We start from the raw sequence: 22,263 nt of genomic DNA on the forward strand, positions 1-22,263 counted from the left end.
TCTCCTAGGACGAGGGAGTCCCACCGATGGCCGCCGGGCAGCCACAGCCGTCCATGCGCTCGGTCGAGCGCGCGTTCGACGTGATCGAGGTGCTGGAGCAGAGCGACAAGCCGATGCGGCTCTCGGACATCGCGCGGCGGGCCGGTCTGTCCCCGGCCACCACGCTGCGCCTGCTCGGGGTGCTTCAGCGGCGCGGGTTCGTGGTCGCCGAGCAGCAGGCTTACCACCTCGGCCCGGCCACGCTCGCCGCTGCCCACAGCTTCCTCGTCACCGACAGCCTGAGCCGCGCCGCCACCCCGGTGCTGCAGGAACTGGCCGCCACCACCGGCCTGACCGCGACCCTGCACATCAGATCGGGCCTGGAGCGCATCGTCATCGCCCGGGTCGACGGCGCCGATCCGCTGCGCTACCAGCTACCCATCGGCCAGCGGCTCCCGCTGCATCTCGGCGCGGGCAAGGTGCTCGCGGCGGCCATGCCCGAGGAAGAGCTCGAGGCCCTGATGTCAGCGGTACGCGACCTGAGCACCGCGGGCGGCAAGCCCGTGAGCGAGGCGGACCTGCGTGCCGAGCTGGCGCTGATCAGGGAGCGCGGCTACCACGTCTCCGCCGACGAGCGCGTGGTGGGCTCGTCGGGCGTGAGCGCACCCGTGCCGCGCCCGGACGGCCAGGTCATGGCCACGGTGGGCATCTCCGGCCCCGCCGAACGCCACCCCGAGAGCGAAATGCTGAGCATCGTGCCCGAACTGCTCCGCGCCGCCGCCGCGCTCGGCCGCGCGCGTGACCTCTGACGATCTCCTTTCGTTAACCCCTCCAGTCGTTAACCTCTCCACTTCTTGAGCAAGGATTGATGAAAATGCGTTGTGCCGTCATCGGCCTGGGAGAGGCGGGCGGCGTCTTCGCCGCCGCACTCGCCGCGTCCGGGCACCAGGTGCTCGGGTACGACCCCGCCAACACCCCCACCCCCGAAGGTGTCACCAGGACCGCGACGCTGCGGGAGTGCGTCGAGGGAGCCGCGTACGTCATGGTTCTGACCGCTGCCTCCGCCGCCCCCGCAGTCGCGGCGGAATGTGGGCCCCTTCTTGCCGAAGGCGCCTGCTACGCCGACTTCACCTCCGCACCGCCCGCGGTCATGGAGCGGCTCGGCAAGACCATCGACGGCTTCGCGGACGTCGCCATTCTCGGCCCCGTGCCGCTGCACGGGCATAAGGTGCCGCTCCTCGTCAGCGGGCCGGGCGCGGCGGCGGTCTCCCGGCTCGTGAGCCCGCTCGGCACCCCTGTGGAGGTGCTCGACGCGCCGCCCGGCGCGGCCATGGCCCGCAAGCTCCTGCGCAGTGTGTTCATGAAAGGGCTGGCCTTGGTGGTCTGCGAAGCCGTCACGGCGGGGGAGGCCGCGGGTGACAAGGACTGGATCCGGGCCGAGGTCGCCAGGCAGCTCGCCGGTGACGGGCAGGCGATCATCGACCGGTTCCTGACGGGCACCCGTACGCATGCTGTACGACGGGCGCAGGAAATGCACGACACCGGGGCGTACCTGGACGATCTCAGGGTGCCGACCGAGATGACCCGCGCCGCCGAGCGGGGTCTGCGCCGCATCGCGACCCAGGCCGACCCCGTCCTGGCCGAGGCCCGCCCCTGACAGTCATATCCGGGCGCTGAGGGTGCGCAGCAGAGCGCCAAATCCGCGAGTGGCGAGGCGCGGCGGGGTGGCGCCGTTCATGCGCAAGAGGTACTCGCCTTGCAGCAACGTCCTCGGGCCGGACACCGCGAGGCTGTGCGTGGCGATCGTGGAGGCCAGGGCCGCCTGCCGCCTCCGCCTGGCCGAGTACACGTCTACGACCGAGGCCGGATCGGGCACGGCGCCCAGGCAGTCCACCAGCGTCGCCACGTCCTCTAACGCCTGGTTCGTGCCCTGCGCCATGACGGGTGGCATCCCATGCGCCGCGTCCCCGAGCAGCACGCACCGCCCGCCACCCCAACGGCGCGGGACCTTGTGCCGGGTGTGCGGGAACACCTCGGCGTCGCCCTCACCCAGCGACGCCAGCACCCGCTCGACCGGCGAGCCCCACCCCCCGAACCGCCGGCGCAACATCTCCACCGGCTTGTCCTCCGGCGGCGCGCCCGGCGACCACGGCACATCGAAGAACCACTGCATGAGCCCGTCACCCGCCCCCATGTACCCGAAGTCACCCCGCCGGCCGACCATCATCGTCGTGGTCGACCCGGGATCGAACGGGGCCGGCGTCAGGCCCTGCCAGGTCGCCACACCGGTCCGGGCCGCCGGGCCGTCGCCCAGGACGAGGGTACGCACCCGCGAGCGCACACCGTCGGCTCCGACCAGGACGTCACCGCCGTACTCCTGACCTGCCTGCGTCCGCACCTGTACGCCGTCGCCGTCGGCCCGCACCTCCGCGACCCGTGCGCCGAACCGTACGGTCCCCTGCGGCAGGCCGCTGTCCAGGAGGGTGATCAGCGACCCGCGCGGGATCACTCGCGCCGCCGACCCGAACCGTTCGGCCAGCGCCGCCAGATCGAACTCCAGCACCCGGCGCCCGCGTGCGGTCCGCAGGCATAACGTCGTCAGCGGCTGCCCGGTCCCTTCCAGGTCGACGCCCAAATCCCCGAGGATGGCCGTGCCGTTGTGCCACAGCGTGATGGCCCCGCCCTGGACGCGCGGCTCGGGCGCCTGCTCCAGCACGACCACTTCGTGGCCCGCGCCGATCAATCCCCGTGCCGCCGCGAGCCCGCTGATCCCCGCCCCTGCCACAAGCACTCGCACCGGTGGCCTCCACTTCAACTCTACGAGAAGTAGTACTACCCCTTATAGAGCATCTGGCCACCGTCCACAAGGTCGCATGGAACAGGGCCTCCACCGCGCCGTGGAGGCCCTGTCAACGCTTGATGATCAGCTGCAGTGTTCGAAGATGCTGTCGTAGGTGGCGGAGCCCGCCTTGCCGCCCCACCTCACGCACTTGTCCGCCGCCGCGGCGCGTACGGGCCCCGCGTAGTACGCGAAGTTGCCTGAGTCGGTGACCCTGCTACTTCCCTGCACTTCCAGGTAGGCGCTCGTCGCCGTGGCGGTGCCGAGGGAGGTTCGCTTCAGGGTGGCGACGCAGTTGTTGCCGTTGCCGCTGTTGTAGAGCAGGTAGACCGTGCCGGAGGTGCCGAGCGCCGCCGAGTCGATCACGTCGTAGCCGGCGCCGCAGACCTCCTGCGGGGTGTACGGGTTGGTGGTGTTGCCGCAGTTCTTGGAGGTCACCGTCTGGTTGGGGTAGCCGAAGGTCGTGCCGTTGAAGACGGCCTTCTGGATGTTGGAGGGGTAGTCGGTGCCCAGTCGTACCTCGTAGTGGAGGTGGGGGGAGATGTTGTTACCTGGCTTGCTGGTGTTGCCGACCGTGCCGATCTTCTGTCCCTGCGAGACGGTGGCTCCCTCGCTGACCGAGCGAGTGTTCAGGTGCGCGTAGTAGGTCGCCCAGCCGCCGCCATGGTCGATCTTGACGAGGTTGCCGTACCCGTTCGTCGAGCCCTGGTGAGCGGAGATGACCACCGTGCCGGCGGCCGCGGCCACCACGGGGTCGCCCAGGTCGGCGTCGGCGGTGCTGCCCCTGTTGAAGTCGATCTCCCACGACAGGTGGGCGCTGCTCCCGTTGGAGTTGCCGGTCCACGCCTGCCCACAGGGGAAGGGCAGCTGGAAGTTGGTGGCCATGATGCTCGCGTCCGCCGTCACCTGGTTGGGCGGGTCGCCGCCGCTCTCCTCGCCCGGGTCGGCGGCGGCGACACTCAGGAACAGGGCTAAGCCCGCGATCGCGATTGCTCGGAGTTTCAACTGGACCCCTTCCACACCGTGTATGTCTTGCTAGGGCCCAGGGTGGGAAAAATCCGTACAGAAAACATACAGAAACTGCATGGTTTCGCTCCGTGTCCGTACGTGGCCCTCCGTACGCCTGACAAGCACGTGCGAACCGGCCCGCGACCGTCTCTCCGTACGCCCGACAAGGACCTGCGAACCGGCCCGCGAGCTAAGCCGTCCGAGCCGCAACCGTCCGCCACCCGAAGGTGACGGAGCCGGCCAGAAGCACCAGGCCGGACAGCACACCACTGATGAGCGGCACCCATGTCACGGCCGCCGTGGACGCCAAAACCAGACCGGCGACGCCCAGCAGAGTGAGCACCACACCGGGCACGGCGATGCTCCAGTCTTTCCAAACGGGCGCCAACGCGATGAAATGCACACCGACCACGAACGCCACCCAGGCCACATTGGTCTCAACAGGACGCTCCCAGGCGGCCAGCACCCGGAGGCCACCGAAGAGCAGGATCACCTCGGCGGCGACGATGATCAGGTAGCCGCGGCTGAACATGTTCCGCTGCGGACCCGGAGCGGACCGCTCCTTGCGTGCGGTGACGAACCACAGGGCCATGACACTCGCGGCCGCCAGGCACGCGGCCACCCGCAAGAGGTTCACGGTCACGGTGTTGAGCGGGCTCTGCGCGTTGACGACGACGAAGACCGCGCCGAAGACCGCGCCAACCAGCAATCCAGTCATTCGCTGCATGATCCTATTGAACTCCATATCGGGTGGGGGCCGCAGTGGGGCTGGGCCGAGGACGAGGTAGCTCTGGCACTACCGCGCCGCGCGGTGCCAGAGAGGGAGGCTGGGCACTACGTTGCCGGGGCCGCGGCGACGCAGAGGCGGGTCTGGCGCTACGTTGCCGCGCGGCGGCAGAGAGGCGGGACTGGACGCTACCTGACTGCGCCGCGCAGATAGGCCAGCACCGCCAGCACCCGCCGGTTGTCGTCATCGGAAGCAGATAGCGCCAGCTTGGCGAACACACCGGCCACGTGCTTGCCTACGGCCGCCTCCGTGATCGACAGGGCGCGCGCGACGGCCCTGTTGGAGCGCCCTTCGGCGATCAGCGCCAGCACCTCGCGCTCACGCGGCGTCAGCTGGTGGGCAGGCTCAGTGATCTCCCGGGCCTTGGACCTGCTGGATCGGCTCGTCGACGACCCGATGCAGGTCACCGGCCGCGTGCAGCTCCCTGAGCCGGGCCGCTTTGCGCGGGTCGTCCAGTACGCTCGCGTGGATGATCGTGCGCATCGTCATGCCGTCCCGCAGGGCGTCGAGCACGTCGACCCGGCTCTTCTGCTCCTCGCGGCCCTTCTTTGACGAGCCCACCGGATGCATGGCGCGCAGCTCCCGGGCCGAGGCGGCGGCCTGCGCGATCTGCTGCCGTACGAGCGCGCGGTCCTCCAGCCGCTCGACGTCGACGGGGATGCCGCGCAGCTCGTCCACTACCTCTTCCAGCCGATGGGCCAGCTGAGCCAACGACACGCTCTCGTCCACACGCCTCCTTCACCTACCGCGCCGTCCGGACGCCGGGCCTCCTGGCAGCTGGACACCATTCTGGCAGCGCCAGGACGGCGTTCTCCTCTTGCCATCTCGGCGGCCACGCTCTGGTGAGCGCTGGGCGGGAGTTGCGGCCAGGCCCTGGTGGGCGGTGGGCGGGAGCGGAGGTCACGGAGCGTCCGTCGACGGGCCCGATCCCACGGTGATGACGATCTTCCCGGCGGGATGACCCTCGGCGAGGTAACGGATGGCGTCGGGTGCGTCGCCGAGGGGGTAGGTGCGGTCGATGACCGGGGTGACCGCGCCCGATTCGATCAGCTCTGCCAGCTCCTCCAGCTCTTGGGCGCGTTCCTTGGAGGTCACGCCACGGAGCCGCTGGCTGGTGAACATCGAGACGAAGGGCGCGCGCAACTGGCGGGTGTAGCCACCGAGCAGCCCGCCGGCGTCGTGCCCGCCGCCGGCCAGCACCAGGGTCCCGCGCGGGGTCAAGGCGCGCCGCAGCAGCGACAGCGGGCGGCAGCCCGCGAGGTCGATGATCACGTCGTAGCTCGGCCCGTCGCGGTCGACCTCCTCCTGGGTGTAGTCGATCACCTCGTCGGCGCCGAGCGACCGCACCAGGTCGACCTTGCCGGTGCCGCACACCCCGGTCACCTTCGCGCCGGACGCCTTGGCGATCTGCACCGCGAACGAGCCGATGCCGCCGGCCGCGCCGATGACCATCACTCTCTGCCCGGCGTGTACCTGCCCGCCGTCGCGGACGCACTCCAGCGCGGTGACCGCGGAGATGGGCACTGCGGCGGCCTGCTCGAACGACAGCCTGGGCGGCTTGGGCGCGAGCCGCTTGGCGGGGGCGGCCGCGTATTCGGCGAACGTGCCGCTGCGCGGGCTGGTGCCGTACACCTCGTCACCGGGCTTGAACCGCTGAACGCCGGCGCCGACCGCCACGACCACCCCGGCCAGGGCCCGGCCGCGTACGGACACCTTGGGCCTGGTCAGGCCGAACGCGACCCGCACCCCGTACGGCCGGCCGGTCATGCAGACCCACACGCCCGGGTCCACCCCGGCGGCGTGTACCTGGACCAGCACCTCGTCGTCGCCGATCGACGGCCGGTCCACCTCGCGTAACCGGAGGACATCGGCCGAGCCGTACACGTCCTGAGCGATCGCTTTCATTTGGTCTCCTCCTGGGAGTCGGGGTATTGGAACACCTCGTCGAGCGGGACCTTGAACACATGGGCTATCTGGAAGGCCATCTCCAGGGACGGCGAGTAGCGGCCCTGCTCGATGGCGATGACGGTCTGGCGGGTCACGGAGATGCGGTCGGCCAGCTCGGCCTGCGTCATCTCGTCGTGCGCGAAGCGCAGGGCACGGATGCGGTTGGTCACACGGGTCGGTTTCACCATTGAGGCAGGCTCCTGCGGTAGACGATGACCTTGGCGACATTGCCGAGGACCGACGACAGGGCGAAGCACACGTAGATCACGTTGGCGATCCAGAAGCGGTCCCAGTCGGCGATCGCCATGAGCATCGCCGCGACCGCGCCGATCACCACGAACGCCTGGCCGACGTGGTCGCCCAGCCGCCCGATCTCCCGGTCCCTCTCGTCCTTGACCAGGGACGCCGGCCTGGCCGCGGCGACCACGATCTCGAGCGCGATCGCGGCGAGGATGGCCGCTCCCACGCTCCACAGCAGCGCCGCGCCATAGGGCACTTCGGCCAGCGGGCGCTCGCCGGCCCGGCCTAAGACGACGAACGCGTACCCGCCGTAGGCGGCGACGGAGACGATCAGCCGGATCCACGCCCGTCTCTCTTCGAGTGTCATGACAGCTCCTTGATGTACAGAATCTTTGACATTCGAAAAGTAGCAAATCTTTGACTTCATGTCTAGAAAGTTTTACATCGCCCGCCGGTCCAAGCCAGGCCGAACACACGCAAGACCGCCGACGGGCTCACCGGAGTCCGTCGGCGGTCTTCAATCCGGCAGCCGCTAGGGCAGGCCCCACGCCGGCGCGCTGTCATCGCCCGGGACGTCGCGCGGCTGAGCAGGGTGCTGACCTGGTCGGCTGATGACGGCCGTCCTGCCTCTGCGCAGTGGGATCTCAAGGGTGTCCGTACCCCGGTGGGGGAGCGGTCTGCCGTGCTCGTCGCGGACCTCGACCGGACCCTCGATGCCGTGCTTGAGCCGCAGCGGCTCGCCCGCCTCGCTGTGGACCCTGATCCAGTCCGTACGCCCCTGACTCCGCGAGGCGTCCACCAGGAACGCGCCCTGCGTACGCAGCCGCTCGACCGACACATCGGCCCAGGTGGCGGAGACCGCGGGGAACACCTTGACCACCCCGCCGTGGCTCTGGATCAGCATGTCGAGCACCGACTGCGCGGCGGCCAGCGGGCTCTCGACGGCGAAGTTGGCGCCCTCCCTGTACATGGTGTTGGGAGTGATCGCGCAGTTGTCCACGACGTTGCCGTCGATGAAGAAGCGCAGCTGGGCCAGCGCCTCCTCCGGGTTGCCGAACAGCGTCTCCATCGAGGAGGCCGCCGCGAAGCTGTAGCCGTGCCACCGCTCGCGCATGCTGGTCCAATGCTCGAAGCTGCGCCGGTCGAGCGACTCCTGCAGCGGATACATCCACAGCAGGTGCGAGTAGTGCCGGTGAGACTCCGCCAGCGGCACGTCCGCCCCGATCATCACCCCGTCCTCGTTCTGGTGGTAGGGCACCAGCCGCGCGAGGATCTCCTGCCAGCGGGACTTGCGCGGGTCGTCGAGGCGTAACCGCTCGGCGCTGTCGAGGAGGGTGCGGCAGCCCCAGCGGATGAGCGAGAGGTCGTAGGTGGCGTCGGAGGCGTTGGCGTACTCGGGCGAGCGGGTCTCGGGCAGGTGCAGCCGGCCGTCGGCGCCCTCGACCAGGAAGCGCTCGTAGTAGGTGATCGCGCCGGTGAGGATCGGGTGGAGCACGTCGCGCAGCACGCCGTCGTCCATGGAGTGGCGGTAGGTGAGCCAGACGTTGTGCATGCCCCAGGTGAGGTTGCCGGTGTGGTCGTTGGGACTCACGCCGGGCACGCCGACGTATCGCGGGCCGGGCCTGAGCATGCGGTCGCCCGGATGGCACAGCGCGTAGGACTTCCCATCGCGATAACCCGGATTCACATTAAGCTCCAGATTTTCGCGATATTTCCGGAACGTTGTGGTTACCGCGTCCAGCTCCGGGTGGTTCGAGCCGTTGATCATCGGATAGCTGACCTGGACGTTCAGGTTCCACCAGATGTTGGTCCAGCTGTTGCCCGCCTCGGGGAACCACGGCCCCCACTCGGTCACCACGGGCGCGCCGTCCCTGGTGGCCGAGGCCATCTTGTAGAGCTGGATCCAGTAGAACCGCTGCAGCCGCTTGTCCGGGATCGACAGCAGACTGCGCCGGTAGAACCGCTGCCACCAGAGCCGGTGGGCCAGGACCTGCGCCTCCGGGTTCCCGTCGAGCACCCGGCGCACGGTCCGTACGGCCTCCTCGACCCCGGTCGAGTCCGGGTATCCGTAGGCGATCGTGGCGGCGAACACCCGGCCGGTGCCGTGCCGGACCTCGCGCCAAGCCGTCGTGTAGCCACCTCCGGCGTGCATGGGCTGCTCGACGTGCCCCTCGGCGGCCACCGGCTCGGGATTGCCGGTGTATTCGGGCGGGAGCCGGATCGTCCTGGTCGTATGGGAGGGCAGGGGCGTGAAGCCCCACGCCGCCGCCTCCTCGCCCGGGGTCGGCGTCATGGACACCAGCAGCACACCGCGCTGGTTGAGCACGAGCGCGCTGAACCGGACGCCGCCCTGGGCGGTCGTCACGGTCCCGGTGAGCTCGGCGCGTTCGAGGTCCAGCCGCCAGTCCACCGCGGTGACGGTCCCGGCGAAGGTCAGCGTCAGATAGCCGATGGGCAGCCGCGAGTAGCCGATCGCCGCCTCCCACTGGCCTCGCTGGTCCTGTACGAGGGAGTGGCTGAGCATGAACCGCAGGACGTTCCCCTCGCCGCCCTTGTTGTAGACGTGCACGCCGAGAAACCCGTTGCCCAGGAACGGCCCGTTCTGCCAGCCACTGGGGAGCCGCTTCCAGATCATGGCGGCGTCCCGCAGGACGTCCCCGTACGCGTCCGTCTTCTCCGGTACGGCCTGCGCCCACGCGGTGGGAGAGGTGGCGACCACGGCAGCGGCTCCGCCTAAGGCGATACCTCCGAGGAATGTTCGTCGTGAGGCCGAATTTTCCGACATAGTGCCTCCGCTGGGGGGACTGATGAGGCAATTCATCTGATGAATGAGAAGATCCATCGCGATGACTGCCTCTGTCAAGCCCTCTCAACGTGCTGGGTCGGCAGGAGCGACGGGGATTTTCAGCACGAATCGCGCGCCCTTCTCCGAATCCTCGATGGTCAGCGACCCGCCGTGACGCTCGGCGATCTCCCTGGCGATCGCCAGGCCGAGTCCCGTACCTCCCATGTCCTTGCTTCGGGCGGCATCCAGCCGGGTGAAGCGCTGGAAGACGAATTCCCGCTGGTCAGGGGAGATGCCGGGGCCGTCGTCATTCACTTCGAGCACCGCGTCGGCACCGTTGCGGCGGACCGAGATCGCCACGGTGGAGTCGGCGTGCCGCGCGGCGTTGTCCAGGAGGTTGGTGAGCAGGCGGCCGAGCTGGAGCCGGTCGCCCTCGACGACCGCCTCGGGCCCGAGGTCGGTCACGACGCGTGCTTTGGGGGCCCGGCGTTCGAGCTCGGACATGACCAGCTCGCGCAGGTCCACGCGGTCGCCGTCGCACTGGGCGCCGGCGTCGAGCCGGGCCAGCACCAGCAGGTCGACGACGATCGCCTCCAGCCGGTCGAGGCTGGCCAGCAGGGCTTGCGCCATCTCGGACCAGTCCGCCTCGTCCGGGTGCAGCATGGCCGCTTCCACCTGGGTGCGTATGGCGGTGATGGGACTGCGCAGGTCGTGCGAGGCGTCGGAGGCGAAGCGCCGCTGCTGCTCGACCGCCGCCTCCAGCCGCTCCAGGGTCAGGTTCGCGGTCTCGGCCAGTTTCCGGATCTCGTCGTGGTGGTCGGGCACGGGCACCCGGCGGCCGAGGTCGGTCGAGGTGATCTCGGCCAGTTCGGCGACGATGTCGTCGACGGGGTCGAGGGTCTTGCTGACGGTACGGTAGGCGCCGATCGCCGTGGCGCTGATCAGCAGCGCGGACCCGGCGAGCAGGGTGATGACAACCGAGCGATCGATGTACCAGGGGACGACGAGATCGGCTCCGTAGACGATCCAGTCGCCGCCGGCCCCGGCGACCCGTATGGCTACGACGATCATGCACGTGTCCGCGAAGCCCGGCACGGTGCAGACGATCCGGTCCTTGATCAGGCTGTCATCCGGTGGGGTGAAGGAGGCCATGCGCGGTTCGCCGATCATCCGCATGTTCGAGGCCACGAGCCTGCCGCCGGCGTCCACCACCTGAAGGGCGGCGATTCCATGGTCGGGAAGCACCGCGGGGAGCTGGTTGCGCGAGATGTGCCGGGCCACGTGCAACTCGGACTGGAGGATCGCGTCGGTCTGGTCGTCCATGGCGCGGTCATGGGCACCCACCAGGATGAACACGCAGAAGACCAAGCACAACGCCGCCATGACGGCACCGGCCAGCAGTGTCATCCGCGTCCGTACGGACAACTCGTGCCGCAAGGTCCCCATGTCTCTCCGTCCGCCTGACGATCACGCGCCAGGAGCGGGTGCGGAGACAGCCGCTCCTGGTTCGCCTGACTCGATCAGGTGTGCCGCGCGTGCAGCATCGGTTTCAGCGCCACCAGTGCGCCAACGGCGAATATCGCGGTGGCCAGGTAGATGAGCCCGAGGTGGCCGAGAGTGGCGAAATGGTACGGATAGTGCGCGGGCAGGGCGACGACCAGGCCCAGCACTGGGACCACGATCGACGTCACGTACGCCCACCAGAGCCCGTGCCTGACCCCGAACCAGGCGAGAGCCGCGGTGGCCAGCCCGGTCGAGGCGAGGAATCCCGACAACGCGATGTGCAGGTGCGCGATGTACCTGAACAGGTCGGGACTGAACGACTGGACCTGAGCCCGGCTGACATCGACCTCGTGCGGACCGATGCCGAGCTCCAGGAACCCGCCGGTGAAGTTGCGGATGAAGAAGATCACCGCGTAACCCATGAATGTCAGGCCGGCCAGTGCCATGAGCGCCGCGCCGAGCCGCAGGGAGCCGGGCGCCGCTTCTGTCGCCGGGTGATGAGCGATGGTCGCCATGGCCGCCCCCTTCCTGAAATTGTCGCCAAGGGGGGAGCACGGAATGAACACCCCCATTGTCCCACCTGCACGGGAACGCACTTGGCCACCCTGAGGACGTGGGAAGTGTGCCGATTATTGGGCATTTTGTGACTGGTGGTTCAGCAGGAGGAGACCGCAGGAATACGCACCTCATTGCTACGCTATGAGATGACTTGATGACGTTGCGTAGTTATGGGGAGTTAGCGTGAAGGTCGCCTGCGTCGGCGGAGGGCCCGCCAGCCTGTACTTCTCGATCCTGATGAAGCGGGTGGACCCGTCCCACGACATCACCGTCTATGAGCGAAACCCGGCCGGGTCCACCTATGGCTGGGGCGTGACATATATCTACGAACTGCTCAACAGTCTCCACGGCGTCGACCCCGAGTCCGCGCGCGCCATCAGCGAGAGCTCGGTCCGCTGGGACGGCTGGGTCATGCACGTCCACGACCGCGCGACGGTGACGGTGGACCACGGGGACGAGGGCTTCGGCATCGGCCGGCACCGGTTGCTCGACATCTTCACCGAGCGGGCCCGCTCCCTCGGTGTGCGCATCGAGTACGAGCGCGAGATCGCCGGGGAGGAGGAGCTGGCCGACGCCGACCTCATCGTCGCCGGCGACGGGATCAACAGCGTGCTGCGCGAGCGCCACTCCGACCACTTCGGCACCCAGGTCGCGGTCGGGCGGAACGTCTACATCTGGCTTGGCACCACCAAGATCTTCGAATCGTTCACCTTCGCCTTCGTGGAGACCGAGCACGGCTGGATCTGGTACTACGGCTACGGATTCGGCAAGGACCACAGCACCTGCGTCATCGAATGCGCCCCCGAGACCTGGCGGGGTCTCGGGCTCGACCAGGCGAACGAGTCCGACGGCCTGGCCCTCCTGGAGAAGCTCTTCGCCGACATCCTGGACGGGCACCCCCTGATCGGCCGGGCGCACCCCGACGGCCGGGCGCACTGGCTGAACTTCCGCACCCTGACCAACCGGAAGTGGTACCACGGCAACCTCGTCCTGCTCGGGGACGCCGCGCACACCACGCACTACTCCATCGGCGCGGGCACCGCCCTCGCATTGGGGGACGCCGCCTTCCTGGTCAACGCGCTGCACGAGGAGACGGCGCTCAAGCCCGCCCTCGCCCGCTATGAGCGGGAACGCCGGGCCGTGATCCGGGCCACCCAGCGGGCGGCCCGCTACAGCGCGCGGTGGTACGAGAGTCTGCCGCGCTACATCAACCTGCCGCCTTGGCAGCTGTTCGCGCTGCTCGGCCAGCGGCAGTCGGTGCTGCTCCCGCACATCCCGCCGCGGCTGTACTACCGGCTGGACCAGGTGGCCGGGAAGCTCGGGCTGGCGCGCGATCCCAAGCACTGACCGCACTCTGGGCTTGCATTCTGTACCTACTAGTATGTACGGTCAGTGTCGTGGACACGAGGGAACGACTGATCGAGAGCACTCGGGAGCTGCTGTGGGAGTGCGGCTACGTGGGCACCTCGCCGAAGGCGATCCAGCGGCGATCCGGGGCCGGCCAGGGCAGCATGTACCACCACTTCCGCGGGAAGTCCGACCTGGCGCTGGCCGCGATCACCCGTAGTGCCGAGGAGTTGCGTGATCGCGCGGAGGCGGAGCTCGGCGGCTCGGGCACACCGGTCCAGCGGATCGCCACCTACCTGCGCCGGGAGCGCGAGGCTCTCCGGGGCTGCCCGGTGGGCCGGCTCACCCAGGACTCGGACGTCATGGCCGATCCCACGTTGCGCCGGCCGATCGAGGAGACCTTCACTTGGCTGCGCGACCGGCTCACCGGGGTCCTCACCGAAGCGCGGGCGGCCGGTGAGCTGGCCACCGCGCTCGACCCGGCGGCCACCGCCACCGCGCTCGTCGCGGTGCTGCAGGGCGCGTATGTGCTGGCCCGCGCGGCCGGTGACGCGGACGTCTACGCGCAGGCCGTGGACGGCGCGCTCGGCCTGCTCGCCGTCCACTGAACCGGATCGTGGAAAGGAAGAAGTAATGCCATTTGTTCGCATTGATGCGGTTCGCGCAGACGAGAAGCGGCTGGCGGCCCTGGGCCGGGCCGTGCACGATGCCCTGGTCGACGCCATCGGCATCCCGCCGGACGACAGGTTCCAGGTGATCACCGGTCACGACGGAACGCGGCGGATGGTCAGCTACGACGACGGCTACCTCGGCATCCACCGGGACGACGACCTCGTGTTCGTGGCCATCACGATGCGCTCCGGGCGCACCGCGGACCAGAAGCAGGCTCTCTACCGCAGGATCGCCGAGCTCGCCCAGGACTACGCGGGCACCGAGCCGCGGAACGTGTTCGTCACCGTCACCGAGAACGAGCCGCTCGACTGGTCGTTCGGCGACGGCGTGGCCCAGTATGCGCGGGCCGCTCCGTGATCTCCACGGCCGTCCTGGGCAGGGGCGGCCGCCGAGGCCCCGTGATCTCGGCCAGCAGGCTGTCCCAGCGGGCGCCGATCTCCCGCAGGTCATAGGCCCTGGCGGTGCGCTTCGCGGCGGCGCCGAACTTGCGGCGCAGGTCCTCGTTCTCGATGAGCTCGCAGATCGTCTCGGCGAAGGCGCGGACGTCGCCCGGCTCGACCAGGCGGCCGTCGAGGCCATCGGTGATGACCTCCGCCGGACCGGTAGGGCAGTCGAAGGCGACGGCGGGCAGGCCCTTGCTCATCGCCTCGATCAACGCCATCGGCATCCCCTCGGAGCGAGAGCTGAGCAGGAACATCCCCGCATTCGCCAGCTCCTCTCCGACCTGGTCGGTACGCCCCATGAGGAAGGCGCGTCCCTCCAGCCCCGACTCCTCGATCTGGGTCTTCAGCCGCTCCCGCCACGGCCCCGACCCGTAGACGCGCAGCGTCCACTCCGGGTGCCGCTCGCCGACCAGCCGCCAGGCCGCCAGGAGCAGGTCGAAGCCCTTGACCCGATCCAGCCGCCCCACCGCGACGGCGGTCGTGCCGTCCAGCGAGGCGTCGCCGCCGCCGAGGGGCGGCAGGGCGTTGGGGATGCAGGTCAGATGGAGCTGGGGCACCGCCCTGGTGTAGCGCTCCAGGTCGTCACGGGTCAGGGTGACCAGCGCGTCCAGCTTGCCGTACCGGCGCTTGATGACCTTGCGCAGCTCGGGCTTGTGCGCGGCCAGGTTGCGGTGTTCCTGGCCGATGGTGATGACGCCGGGCGGCGCGAAACCGGCGGCGAACAGGTTGAGGCTCGGCCTCGTGGTGATCAGCACCCCGCCGCGCAGCGAGCGCAGGTGGCGCAGCAGCACCAGATCGGTCAGCAGCGAGCAGCGCCGGTAGGAGGGCTCGGTCGGGGGCACCAGCACGCTGGGCAGCCGCGACAGCCATCGGCGCAGCCTGCCTTTGTCGCGCGTACGGTCGTCGAGAACCGAGATCCGCACACCGGAGGGGAGCGGGAAGAACGGCTGGTTCCGCTCACGGATCAGGCTGACGATCTCGACGTCGTGCTCGCGCGCCAGGTATCCGGCGAGGTTGAGCACCGTGCGGATGGTGCCGCCCATGCCGTACGCGTGGAACAACAGGATGCGCACCGTGCCGGCATCGGGCGCGGGTGCCGTGCGGGCCCGCCGCAGGTCCGCCAGCCGGAGCAGCCACAGGGCCGTCCATCGCACCCAGCGTGCCCCCGACCCCAGCAGCCAATTTCGCGATCGCTCGTACACCTCAGCCGGCCCCCTACCTGGATGATCGTCACGAGAAGGACATGTCAGTACCCCCATACCTTTCTACTACATAGTTAGTAGTAGTTGAAGGGGGTGAATCGCCCAGGCACTACAGCTACTCTGCTACACAAGCTGTAAGTAGAGAGTGAGCGCTTATGACCTCACCATCGCGCCAACGCCGGGACCGGGGCGGCCTGGAGAGTGAGGTGCTGGCCATCCTGGCCGGCACCCCTGGCTCGCTGACCCCCGGTGAGGTGGCCCAGCGGCTGGCATCCCCGCTGGCCTACACCACGGTCATGACGGTGCTCAGCCGCCTGCACGACAAGGGCGCCGTCAGCCGGGTCCGCACCGGCCGCGCCTACGCCTACTCCTTCCAGCGCGACGAGGCCGCCCGGCGGGCGGCGCAGATGCGCGACCTGCTTGGTGAGGGCCAGGATCGGGCTCGGGTGCTGGCCCAGTTCGTCGGTGAGCTGTCCGAGCAGGACGAGGCGTTGCTGCAGCGGCTCCTGCGCGAGAGCGGCGGCACCTGACATGCGCGTCGACGTATACCTGCCGCTGCTCATCTCACTGCTGCTCGGCCTGGTCGCCGCGCCGCTGGCGCGCTGGCTGCCACCGTCCACCGCCGGCCGTGCCCTGGTGGCCGCCGCGCTGGTGTCGGCGATCAGCACCGCGTACGCGCTCGCGCTGCTCACCTGGACCCTGCTGGCCCAGATCCGGCTGGTGGCGTGGCTCGGCGGTTGGTCCCTGCAGTCCTGGGACGACGCCGATCCCGTGCCCACCCCGGTCGCCCTGGGTGCGGCGCTCGCACTCGGTGTCGCCGCGATCCGGCTGACCCGTACCATCTTCCGGCATCGCCGGGCCATGGCCGAGGTCCGCCGCGTCGCCGACGAGCTGGACGGCGGACCGGGCGACCTGGTCGTGATCGACGAGGTCCGCCCCGAGGCGTTCGCCCTGCCCGCCCGGCGTGGCGGGCGGGTGGTGGTCTCCACCGGCATGCTGAACGCCCTGAGCCCGGACGAGCGACACGTCCTGCTGGCCCACGAGAACGCCCACCTGGCCCACCGCCACCACCTGTGCCGGGCGCTCGCCGACGCGGCCGCCGCGGTCAATCCCCTCCTGTATCGCCTTCCCCGGGCAGTCGGCTACGCCACCGAACGCTGGGCCGACGAAGAAGCCGCGAGCGCCGTCGGTGATCGCGCGCTCGCCGCCCGGGCGCTGGCCCGCGCCGCCCTCGCCACACTGGCCGCGTCGTCTTCCCCCGCGGCCCCGGCGATGGGCTACCACTCGTCGGACGTACCCGAGCGAGTGCGCTCCCTGCTCAGCCCTCGGCCACGACGCCGGCCCGTGCTCGTGGCCGTGCTCGCCGCCCTGGCCGTCCTGACCTTGTGGGCGCCGCTGAACGCCAACCAGGACGCCGAGTCGCTGCTGGTGCACAGTGGGGCCCCCATCTTCCTGCTGTGCGCGCCCCACTGCCCGGCCTGAAGCACTTGCCCTGCCGGAAGCCGGGTCAGGGGCGGTGGGAGAAGCGGTCGACCAGGATGGCCAGCCGCCGGTCGTGGAACTCGCGGGGGAGCCTGCCGCCGCGCATGAGCGTCACCAGCCCGTGCAGGCCGCTCCAGAAGGTTTCGGTGAGCAGGCCGAGGTCGTCGTCGCCGACCTGTGATTCCAGCGCCTGGCTCAGCTCGCCGAAGGCCGCCTGCAGGGGAGCCGGTGCCTCGGGGGTGGCGAAGGGCAGGTCGACGGCCAGGCTGAAGATCACGTCGTACAGTGCGGGCCGCCGTTCGGCGAAGTCCGCGTAGGCGGCGCCGACGGCCGCGAGGGCCTGCCGGGGGTCGTCCGTCGAGGTACGGGCGGCGCGCAGGTCGACGGCCAGGTCGGCGCAGCCCTCCACCGCGACGGCCGCCATGATGGCGTCCTTGCCCTTGAAGTGGCTGTAGAGCACCGGCTGGCTGTATTCGACCTTTTCGGCCAGGCGGCGCGTCGTCACCGCCTCCCAGCCCTCGGCCTCGGCCAGCGTCCGGGCCGCTGTGATGATCAACCGTTCCCGCTCCGCCCGCTCGCGCTCCCTGCGCTCCTGAATTGACATACCGACAACTCTAGCATCGCTAGCACTTCTGTCGATGCTCTGAATCCGGGCGGCGGACGGGCCGCCGCCCGGAGCCACGACCTCTCGGGCGCTGGGCGCGGGTGGTCAGGCGATGGTGCAGGTCGTGCCGCCCAGGGTGAAGGAGGTGGGTTTGCCGGTGTTACCGGTATGGGTGGCCTGGAAGCCGAAGTTGGTGGAGGCTCCGGGTGCGATGGTGGCGTTGTAGTTGACGTTCCTGGCCGTGACCTGACCGCTGGAGGGGGAGACGGTGGCGTTCCAGGCGGAGGTGACCGTCTGCCCGCCGGGGAGGGTGAAGGTCAGGGCCCAGGTGTTGATCGGGGACGCGCTGGTGTTGGTGATGGTGACAGACGCGGTGAATCCGGTGTTCCAGCTGTTCATGGTGTAGGTGACGCCGCAGGGTCCGCCGGGCGTCGGTGTCGGCGTGGGAGTCGGGGTGGGTGTCGGCGAAGGGCCGGTGGGCCCGCCGTCCAGGCCGAAGAACTGGATGACCCCGGCGGCCATGCCGCCCTGCGGAAGGCTGTGCCCGATCCCTTGGATGCTGACGCCCTCGACGGCGACCATGGTGCCGGTGCCGCCGTAACGGGTCCGGGTCCAGGACGTCTGCGGGTGGTCGGTGAACGTGGGCGTCTGGCTGAGGCCGTGGACGTCGGTCCACTGCTTGATCTCTTCCTGGAAGTTCGGGTAGCGGAGCGTGGCGTCCTCGGTGCCGTGCCACAGTTGCATGCGCGGACGCGCCCCGGTGTAGCCGGGGAAGGCGCCGCGTACGAGGTCGCCCCACTGCTGCGGGGTCTTGATGATGGTGCCGTTGGCGCAGGCGCTGTTCCAGCTGGAGCCGTCGGTGGTGGCGAAGCAGCCGAACGGCACGCCCATGAACGCCGCCCCGGCCTTGAAGACGTCGGGATAGTCGCCCAGCAGCACGTTCGTCATCATGCCGCCTGAGGACGCGCCGGTCACGTAGACCCGGGAGGCGTCGCCGTTGTTGTGCTGCTCGACGTACTTGACCATGGACACGATCCCTACCGGGTCGCTGCCGCCGTCATGCTTGAGCGCCTGTGGCGAGGAGACGTCGAAGCAGGCCCCGCTCCTGGTGGCGGAGGGGTAAATGACGATGAATCCGTACCGGTCCGCCAGCGAGGCGAACTCGGTGCCGGAGTAGAAGGCCGGGCCGGAGCCGGTGCAGTAGTGCACGGCCACCAGGATCGGCGGCCGGGCCGCGACGTTGTTCGGTACGTACAGGTGCATCCGCAGCCCGCTGGGGTTGGTGCCGAAGTTGGTCACCTCGGTGAGTGAGGCCGGCGAGGCCGGTGGCGCCATGGTCAGCCACGCGATGACGAACATCGCGGCGGCGATCAAGGCGCCGAGCACTCTGGTGGTCATCCTCATCCGCTGCCCCTCTCTCAGTGCGACCCCGAAACATTCGGAGTATTCTCAAAAACTTTTCGAGAGACAAGGAGCCACGTGGACTGCCATATGGGCATCCGGATGACCTGGGAAATCTGCTTGGCCCAGGAGCGGATTCTTGAAACTTTCGGAGTTCACCTGGCCAGGCTGGTACGGAGGTGTGCGCGTACGGCGGGGGTCAGCACCTGGCCGGCCCGTTCCACCATGAGCGTCATGTGGTAGGCCACGAGCGCCATGTCGCAGTCAGGCGCGACGAGTGCGGCCAGGCATGAGCCGTCGCTGATCGACATCGTCAGCAGCAGCCCCTGCTGCATCTCCACCACGGCCTGGGTGACGGTGCCGGCCTCGAAGATCCTGGCCGCTCCCAGCGTCAGGCTCACCAGTCCCGCGGCGATCGTGGCCAGCTGCTCGGCCCGGTCGGCGGGAAAGGCCGCCGAGACCGCGAGGGGCAGTCCATCAGATGAGACGACGATCGCGTGGGCGACGCCTGGGACGGTGCTGACGAATTCAGTGACCAGCCAGTCGAGCCCATGCCCCACGTAAGTCAGGTCGTTCATGCACTCTGTTCCCTGTTCATAGGGCGTTCCATATTCACGGGGCCGGTAGAAGGGGCCCTGCCCTGACTGATGTCCTCGCGCGCGGCCCGGAGGCCCTTCTGGAAACTCGCCAGGCGGTTGCGCGCCCGGTCAGGTGAGATCGGGGGCGCCGGCGGAACGTCCTTCGGCGCGGTGGACGCGCCGGCCGAACCCGGCACCAGGTTTGCCTTGGGCACCCGTCTGGGCAACCCCGCGGCCGTCGCGCCGTCACGTACCGGCTCGACCGCGGCCGCCGCGGCGTGCCAGCCGGCATCCGCCTTGGCGGAACTCCAGTTCGCGCCGCTTTCCCCACGCTCGAACCAGGCCGATTCGATCGACTCGTAGATCGGCAGGTACTCGTCACCCCCGGAGGCCGGCCTCACGGCCGGGATCGGGCCGGTGGCGGCCGACTCGGTCTCGGGGAAGTCGTATCCGGCCCGCGCCGGGCCGTCCACGCGGTCGTCGAGGCTCCTGTTCGGCGGCTGGTCGCCAGTGGGCCATTTCGGCAGGCCGCTGTCGCCGGACCAGCCGACCGGCGTTCTCGTCGGCGTCCAGATGTCGCCGGTGTCGTAGGAGCCGAAGCTCGCGCGCGGCTCGGCCGCCCGACCGGTCTCGGCGGGCCGCGGGGGCGACGAGGGCCAGGCGCCTGCCGCGCCCGGAGGATTGGACGAGGGCCAGGCGCCTGCCGCGCCCGGCGGGGTGGACGGATACGACGGGTGTCCCGGGCCCAGCTGGTAGGTGGCCGCCGGCAACGGCGGCGGCGTGGAATAGGTCTCCTCGCCGCCCCCGCCGGGCATGCCGGCGTAGGCGGGCGAAGGTATGCCCAGCAGCGCCTCCGGAATCAGCACCATGGCGGTCAGACCGCCGGAGCCGTGCGGGCGCAGCTGTACGCGGACGCCGTGGCGGTGCGCCAGCCTGGCGACCACGAACAGGCCCATACGGCGCGACACCGAGACGTCCACGATGGGCGCGTCGGTGAGGCGGTCGTTGGCCGCGGCCAGTTCGTCCTGGGTCATGCCGATGCCGGAGTCGGTGATCGACAGCATCACGCCACCGCCGTCGATCCGGCTGCCGGAGACCGTCACGCGGGTCTCGCGGGGCGAGAACGACAGCGCGTTCTCCACCAGCTCGGCCAGCAGGTGGATGACGTCGTTGACGGCCTGACCCGCGACGGACACGCCGTCGGGCACCTGCAGCACGACCCGCTCGTAGTTCTCGACCTCCGACAGCGAGGCGCGGGCCACGTCGACCAGCTTGACCGGCTGGCTCCAGCGGCGCGGCGGGTCCTGACCGGCCAGAACCAGCAGGTTCTCGCTGTTACGGCGCATACGGGTGGCCAGGTGGTCCAGCTTGAACAGGTTCGCCAACCGGCTCTCGTCCTGCTCGCCCTGCTCCAGCCCGTCGATGAGGGTGATCTGCCGCTCGACCAGCGTCTGGCTTCGGCGAGACAGGTTGACGAACATCGCGTTGACGTTGGTACGGAGCTTGGACTCCTCGCCCGCCAGCCGTACCGCTTCCCGGTGTACTTCGTCGAAGGCCCGCGCCACCTCCCCGATCTCGTCCTTCGACGAGATGGCGATCGGTGGCACCTGCACATCGTCCGCGCTGACCTCGCTGGTGCGGAGCTGCCGCACGAGCTCAGGCAGTGTTTGGCCGGCGACCTTGAGCGCGTCTCCGCGCAACCGCCTGAGCGGCCGGACGAGTGAGCGGGCCATGACGGCGGTGACGGCGAGGACCAGGATGATCAGGGTGATGACGAGGGCGATGTTGAGCCCGGCCACGTACTGGTCGCTGCCCTGGACGTCGGCGCTGATGGTGGCGACCTGCTGCGACATCGCCTTCTGCACGGTGTGCGCGCTGTCGACGGTGTCGCTGATGGACTCGACCCAGCGGGCGACGTCGTCGCTCGTCGAGGTGTCGAGCCGCCGCAGGGACAGGCCCGTGTTGGTGAGGAACACGGCCCTGTTCATGTAGAACTCGCCCCGCCCGACCTTCACGCTGGCGACCGTGTTGTCGTAGAACTGCCGCTGGGCGAGGGTGGCCACGGTGCGGAAGGAGGTGCGTTCGCTCTCACGCCTGGAGCGGGCGTCGAGGAACGCCTTGTACTCGGGTTCTTCGAACGACCCCCTGACCAGCGCGATCATCAGCAGACCCCGCAGTTTGGAGGTCTCCTCCTCATAGCGGGCGATGGCTCGCAGGGCCGCGGTCGTGGAGATGAGCTGCTCGTCTGTCGAGCCCTGTGTGACCTCGTCGTAGAGCTGCAGCATCTCGGCGATGGCCTCGGAATACTTCTCCATCGTCGGGAGCGGCGGCAGCAGTGTGCCGGCCACGGTGGCTCGCAGCGAGGCGAGCTGGGTCAGCCTGGTGCGTATGGTGGCCAGCTTCTTGCGGCCGAGATCGGACAGCGAGTCCTCGGCCGTCGTGGCGGCCGCGTTCGTGCGCGCCACGCTGGCGTTCACGATCCCCTGCTGGGCCGCGAGCTGCTCCTTCTCGGCCGATGCCCTGTTGGAGGCGACGAACTGCGCCGAGAGGTCACGCTCGAGGGCCATCTCGCGGGACAGCTCGCCGAGTTGCGCGACGAGGGAACTCACGTTGCTGATGTGCTGATACTGCTGTGCGCTGCTGATCGAGGTGGAGACGCGTAGCCCGCCCAGCATCACAGCCACCAGAGTCGGAATGGCGATGAGAGAAATGAGGCGGGTCCGCACCCGCCAATTGCGCAGGGCCATCGCGCTACCGGGTGCGGGCACCGACTCGGCGGACTTCTCGTGAGCCGCTGACTTTCCCGGCAGAGCGGGGGCCCCGGCACGACCGTGTTTGGTCGTCGTTGTCCTCACTAATGGCAACCTCTCGCGTGGCCTGCTACAGGG

General features: G+C 69.5%; 23 protein-coding genes. 7 read left to right on the forward strand and 16 right to left on the reverse strand.

Features of this window, described 5'->3' with window-relative positions; all coding sequences use genetic code 11:
• The first annotated feature begins 26 nt into the window (after positions 1–26).
• Both ACIBO2_RS02830 and ACIBO2_RS02835 read left to right on the forward strand, forming a co-directional pair.
• The gene (locus ACIBO2_RS02830) at positions 27–788 is read left to right on the forward strand and encodes an IclR family transcriptional regulator (RefSeq protein ID WP_358547266.1); all 762 of its coding nucleotides are present in this window, start codon (positions 27–29) and stop codon (positions 786–788) included.
• A gap of 59 nt (positions 789–847) precedes the next feature.
• Positions 848–1,636 (forward strand): DUF1932 domain-containing protein, encoded by a 789-nt coding sequence (locus tag ACIBO2_RS02835; RefSeq protein WP_397295014.1) that lies wholly within the window; start codon positions 848–850, stop codon positions 1,634–1,636.
• A gap of 3 nt (positions 1,637–1,639) precedes the next feature.
• On the opposite strand, the gene ACIBO2_RS02840 is transcribed toward ACIBO2_RS02835, so the two are convergent.
• From ACIBO2_RS02840 to ACIBO2_RS02890, 11 genes are all read right to left on the reverse strand, one after another.
• Positions 1,640–2,776 (reverse strand): FAD-dependent oxidoreductase, encoded by a 1,137-nt coding sequence (locus ACIBO2_RS02840; protein WP_397295016.1) that lies wholly within the window; start codon positions 2,774–2,776, stop codon positions 1,640–1,642.
• A 126-nt stretch (positions 2,777–2,902) separates the two neighbouring features.
• The gene (locus tag ACIBO2_RS02845; RefSeq protein WP_358547257.1) at positions 2,903–3,823 is read right to left on the reverse strand and encodes a M23 family metallopeptidase; all 921 of its coding nucleotides are present in this window, start codon (positions 3,821–3,823) and stop codon (positions 2,903–2,905) included.
• A 193-nt stretch (positions 3,824–4,016) separates the two neighbouring features.
• Positions 4,017–4,544, reverse strand: a complete 528-nt coding sequence (locus ACIBO2_RS02850; protein ID WP_358547254.1) for a hypothetical protein — start codon at positions 4,542–4,544, stop codon at positions 4,017–4,019.
• Between the two features lie 197 nt (positions 4,545–4,741).
• Complete coding sequence (locus ACIBO2_RS02855; protein ID WP_397295019.1) at positions 4,742–5,020, reverse strand: response regulator transcription factor; 279 nt, start codon at positions 5,018–5,020, stop codon at positions 4,742–4,744.
• A complete protein-coding gene (locus ACIBO2_RS02860) occupies positions 4,959–5,342 on the reverse strand; it encodes a hypothetical protein (RefSeq protein WP_358547251.1) in 384 nt (127 codons plus the stop codon). The genes ACIBO2_RS02855 and ACIBO2_RS02860 overlap by 62 nt, the downstream gene beginning before the upstream one ends.
• Before the next feature lie 171 nt (positions 5,343–5,513).
• Positions 5,514–6,518, reverse strand: a complete 1,005-nt coding sequence (locus ACIBO2_RS02865; RefSeq protein ID WP_358547248.1) for an NAD(P)-dependent alcohol dehydrogenase — start codon at positions 6,516–6,518, stop codon at positions 5,514–5,516.
• The gene (locus ACIBO2_RS02870) at positions 6,515–6,748 is read right to left on the reverse strand and encodes a helix-turn-helix transcriptional regulator (RefSeq protein ID WP_358547245.1); all 234 of its coding nucleotides are present in this window, start codon (positions 6,746–6,748) and stop codon (positions 6,515–6,517) included. The genes ACIBO2_RS02865 and ACIBO2_RS02870 overlap by 4 nt, the downstream gene beginning before the upstream one ends.
• Complete coding sequence (locus ACIBO2_RS02875; protein WP_358547242.1) at positions 6,742–7,167, reverse strand: hypothetical protein; 426 nt, start codon at positions 7,165–7,167, stop codon at positions 6,742–6,744. Before ACIBO2_RS02875 ends, ACIBO2_RS02870 begins: the two co-directional genes overlap by 7 nt.
• Positions 7,168–7,332: 165 nt before the next feature.
• Positions 7,333–9,642, reverse strand: a complete 2,310-nt coding sequence (locus ACIBO2_RS02880; RefSeq protein WP_397295022.1) for a glycosyl hydrolase family 95 catalytic domain-containing protein — start codon at positions 9,640–9,642, stop codon at positions 7,333–7,335.
• Positions 9,643–9,669: 27 nt separating this feature from the next.
• The gene (locus ACIBO2_RS02885) at positions 9,670–11,031 is read right to left on the reverse strand and encodes an ATP-binding protein (RefSeq protein ID WP_358547236.1); all 1,362 of its coding nucleotides are present in this window, start codon (positions 11,029–11,031) and stop codon (positions 9,670–9,672) included.
• Between the two features lie 74 nt (positions 11,032–11,105).
• Complete coding sequence (locus ACIBO2_RS02890) at positions 11,106–11,603, reverse strand: hypothetical protein (RefSeq protein ID WP_397295024.1); 498 nt, start codon at positions 11,601–11,603, stop codon at positions 11,106–11,108.
• A 226-nt stretch (positions 11,604–11,829) separates the two neighbouring features.
• On the opposite strand from ACIBO2_RS02890, the gene ACIBO2_RS02895 reads away from it, so the two are divergent.
• The 3 genes from ACIBO2_RS02895 to ACIBO2_RS02905 are packed head-to-tail and all read left to right on the forward strand — an operon-like array spanning position 11,830 to position 14,022.
• Complete coding sequence (locus tag ACIBO2_RS02895; RefSeq protein ID WP_358547233.1) at positions 11,830–12,993, forward strand: FAD-dependent monooxygenase; 1,164 nt, start codon at positions 11,830–11,832, stop codon at positions 12,991–12,993.
• Positions 12,994–13,043: 50 nt separating this feature from the next.
• Positions 13,044–13,601: a TetR/AcrR family transcriptional regulator gene (locus tag ACIBO2_RS02900; RefSeq protein WP_358547231.1), complete on the forward strand. Its 558-nt coding sequence runs from the start codon at positions 13,044–13,046 to the stop codon at positions 13,599–13,601.
• Between the two features lie 25 nt (positions 13,602–13,626).
• A complete protein-coding gene (locus ACIBO2_RS02905) occupies positions 13,627–14,022 on the forward strand; it encodes a tautomerase family protein (RefSeq protein ID WP_358547228.1) in 396 nt (131 codons plus the stop codon).
• Here ACIBO2_RS02905 and ACIBO2_RS02910 read toward each other — a convergent pair.
• On the reverse strand, positions 13,952–15,262 hold the full coding sequence (locus ACIBO2_RS02910) for a glycosyltransferase family 4 protein (protein ID WP_397295027.1): 1,311 nt from the start codon (positions 15,260–15,262) through the stop codon (positions 13,952–13,954). The two genes, ACIBO2_RS02905 and ACIBO2_RS02910, sit on opposite strands and share 71 nt — an antisense overlap.
• Positions 15,263–15,465: 203 nt before the next feature.
• Between ACIBO2_RS02910 and ACIBO2_RS02915 the strand changes: the two genes are divergently transcribed.
• Positions 15,466–15,840, forward strand: coding sequence for a BlaI/MecI/CopY family transcriptional regulator (locus tag ACIBO2_RS02915; protein WP_358547223.1), 375 nt, complete (start codon positions 15,466–15,468; stop codon positions 15,838–15,840).
• Between the two features lies 1 nt (position 15,841).
• Positions 15,842–16,792: a M56 family metallopeptidase gene (locus tag ACIBO2_RS02920; RefSeq protein ID WP_358547221.1), complete on the forward strand. Its 951-nt coding sequence runs from the start codon at positions 15,842–15,844 to the stop codon at positions 16,790–16,792.
• A 25-nt stretch (positions 16,793–16,817) separates the two neighbouring features.
• On the opposite strand, the gene ACIBO2_RS02925 is transcribed toward ACIBO2_RS02920, so the two are convergent.
• The 4 genes from ACIBO2_RS02925 to ACIBO2_RS02940 form a co-directional block, all read right to left on the reverse strand.
• Positions 16,818–17,396: a TetR/AcrR family transcriptional regulator gene (locus ACIBO2_RS02925; protein ID WP_358547219.1), complete on the reverse strand. Its 579-nt coding sequence runs from the start codon at positions 17,394–17,396 to the stop codon at positions 16,818–16,820.
• A 105-nt stretch (positions 17,397–17,501) separates the two neighbouring features.
• On the reverse strand, positions 17,502–18,800 hold the full coding sequence (locus tag ACIBO2_RS02930) for a PHB depolymerase family esterase (RefSeq protein WP_358547217.1): 1,299 nt from the start codon (positions 18,798–18,800) through the stop codon (positions 17,502–17,504).
• A gap of 152 nt (positions 18,801–18,952) precedes the next feature.
• Positions 18,953–19,375 carry a roadblock/LC7 domain-containing protein gene (locus tag ACIBO2_RS02935; RefSeq protein WP_358547214.1) on the reverse strand — a complete coding sequence of 141 codons (423 nt, stop codon included), beginning with the start codon at positions 19,373–19,375 and terminating at the stop codon, positions 18,953–18,955.
• A complete protein-coding gene (locus ACIBO2_RS02940) occupies positions 19,372–22,122 on the reverse strand; it encodes a nitrate- and nitrite sensing domain-containing protein (protein WP_397295031.1) in 2,751 nt (916 codons plus the stop codon). The genes ACIBO2_RS02935 and ACIBO2_RS02940 overlap by 4 nt, the downstream gene beginning before the upstream one ends.
• Positions 22,123–22,263 lie beyond the last annotated feature (141 nt).

The sequence above is a fragment of the Nonomuraea sp. NPDC050022 genome, assembly GCF_044460705.1.
Classification (GTDB): Bacteria; Actinomycetota; Actinomycetes; order Streptosporangiales; family Streptosporangiaceae; genus Nonomuraea.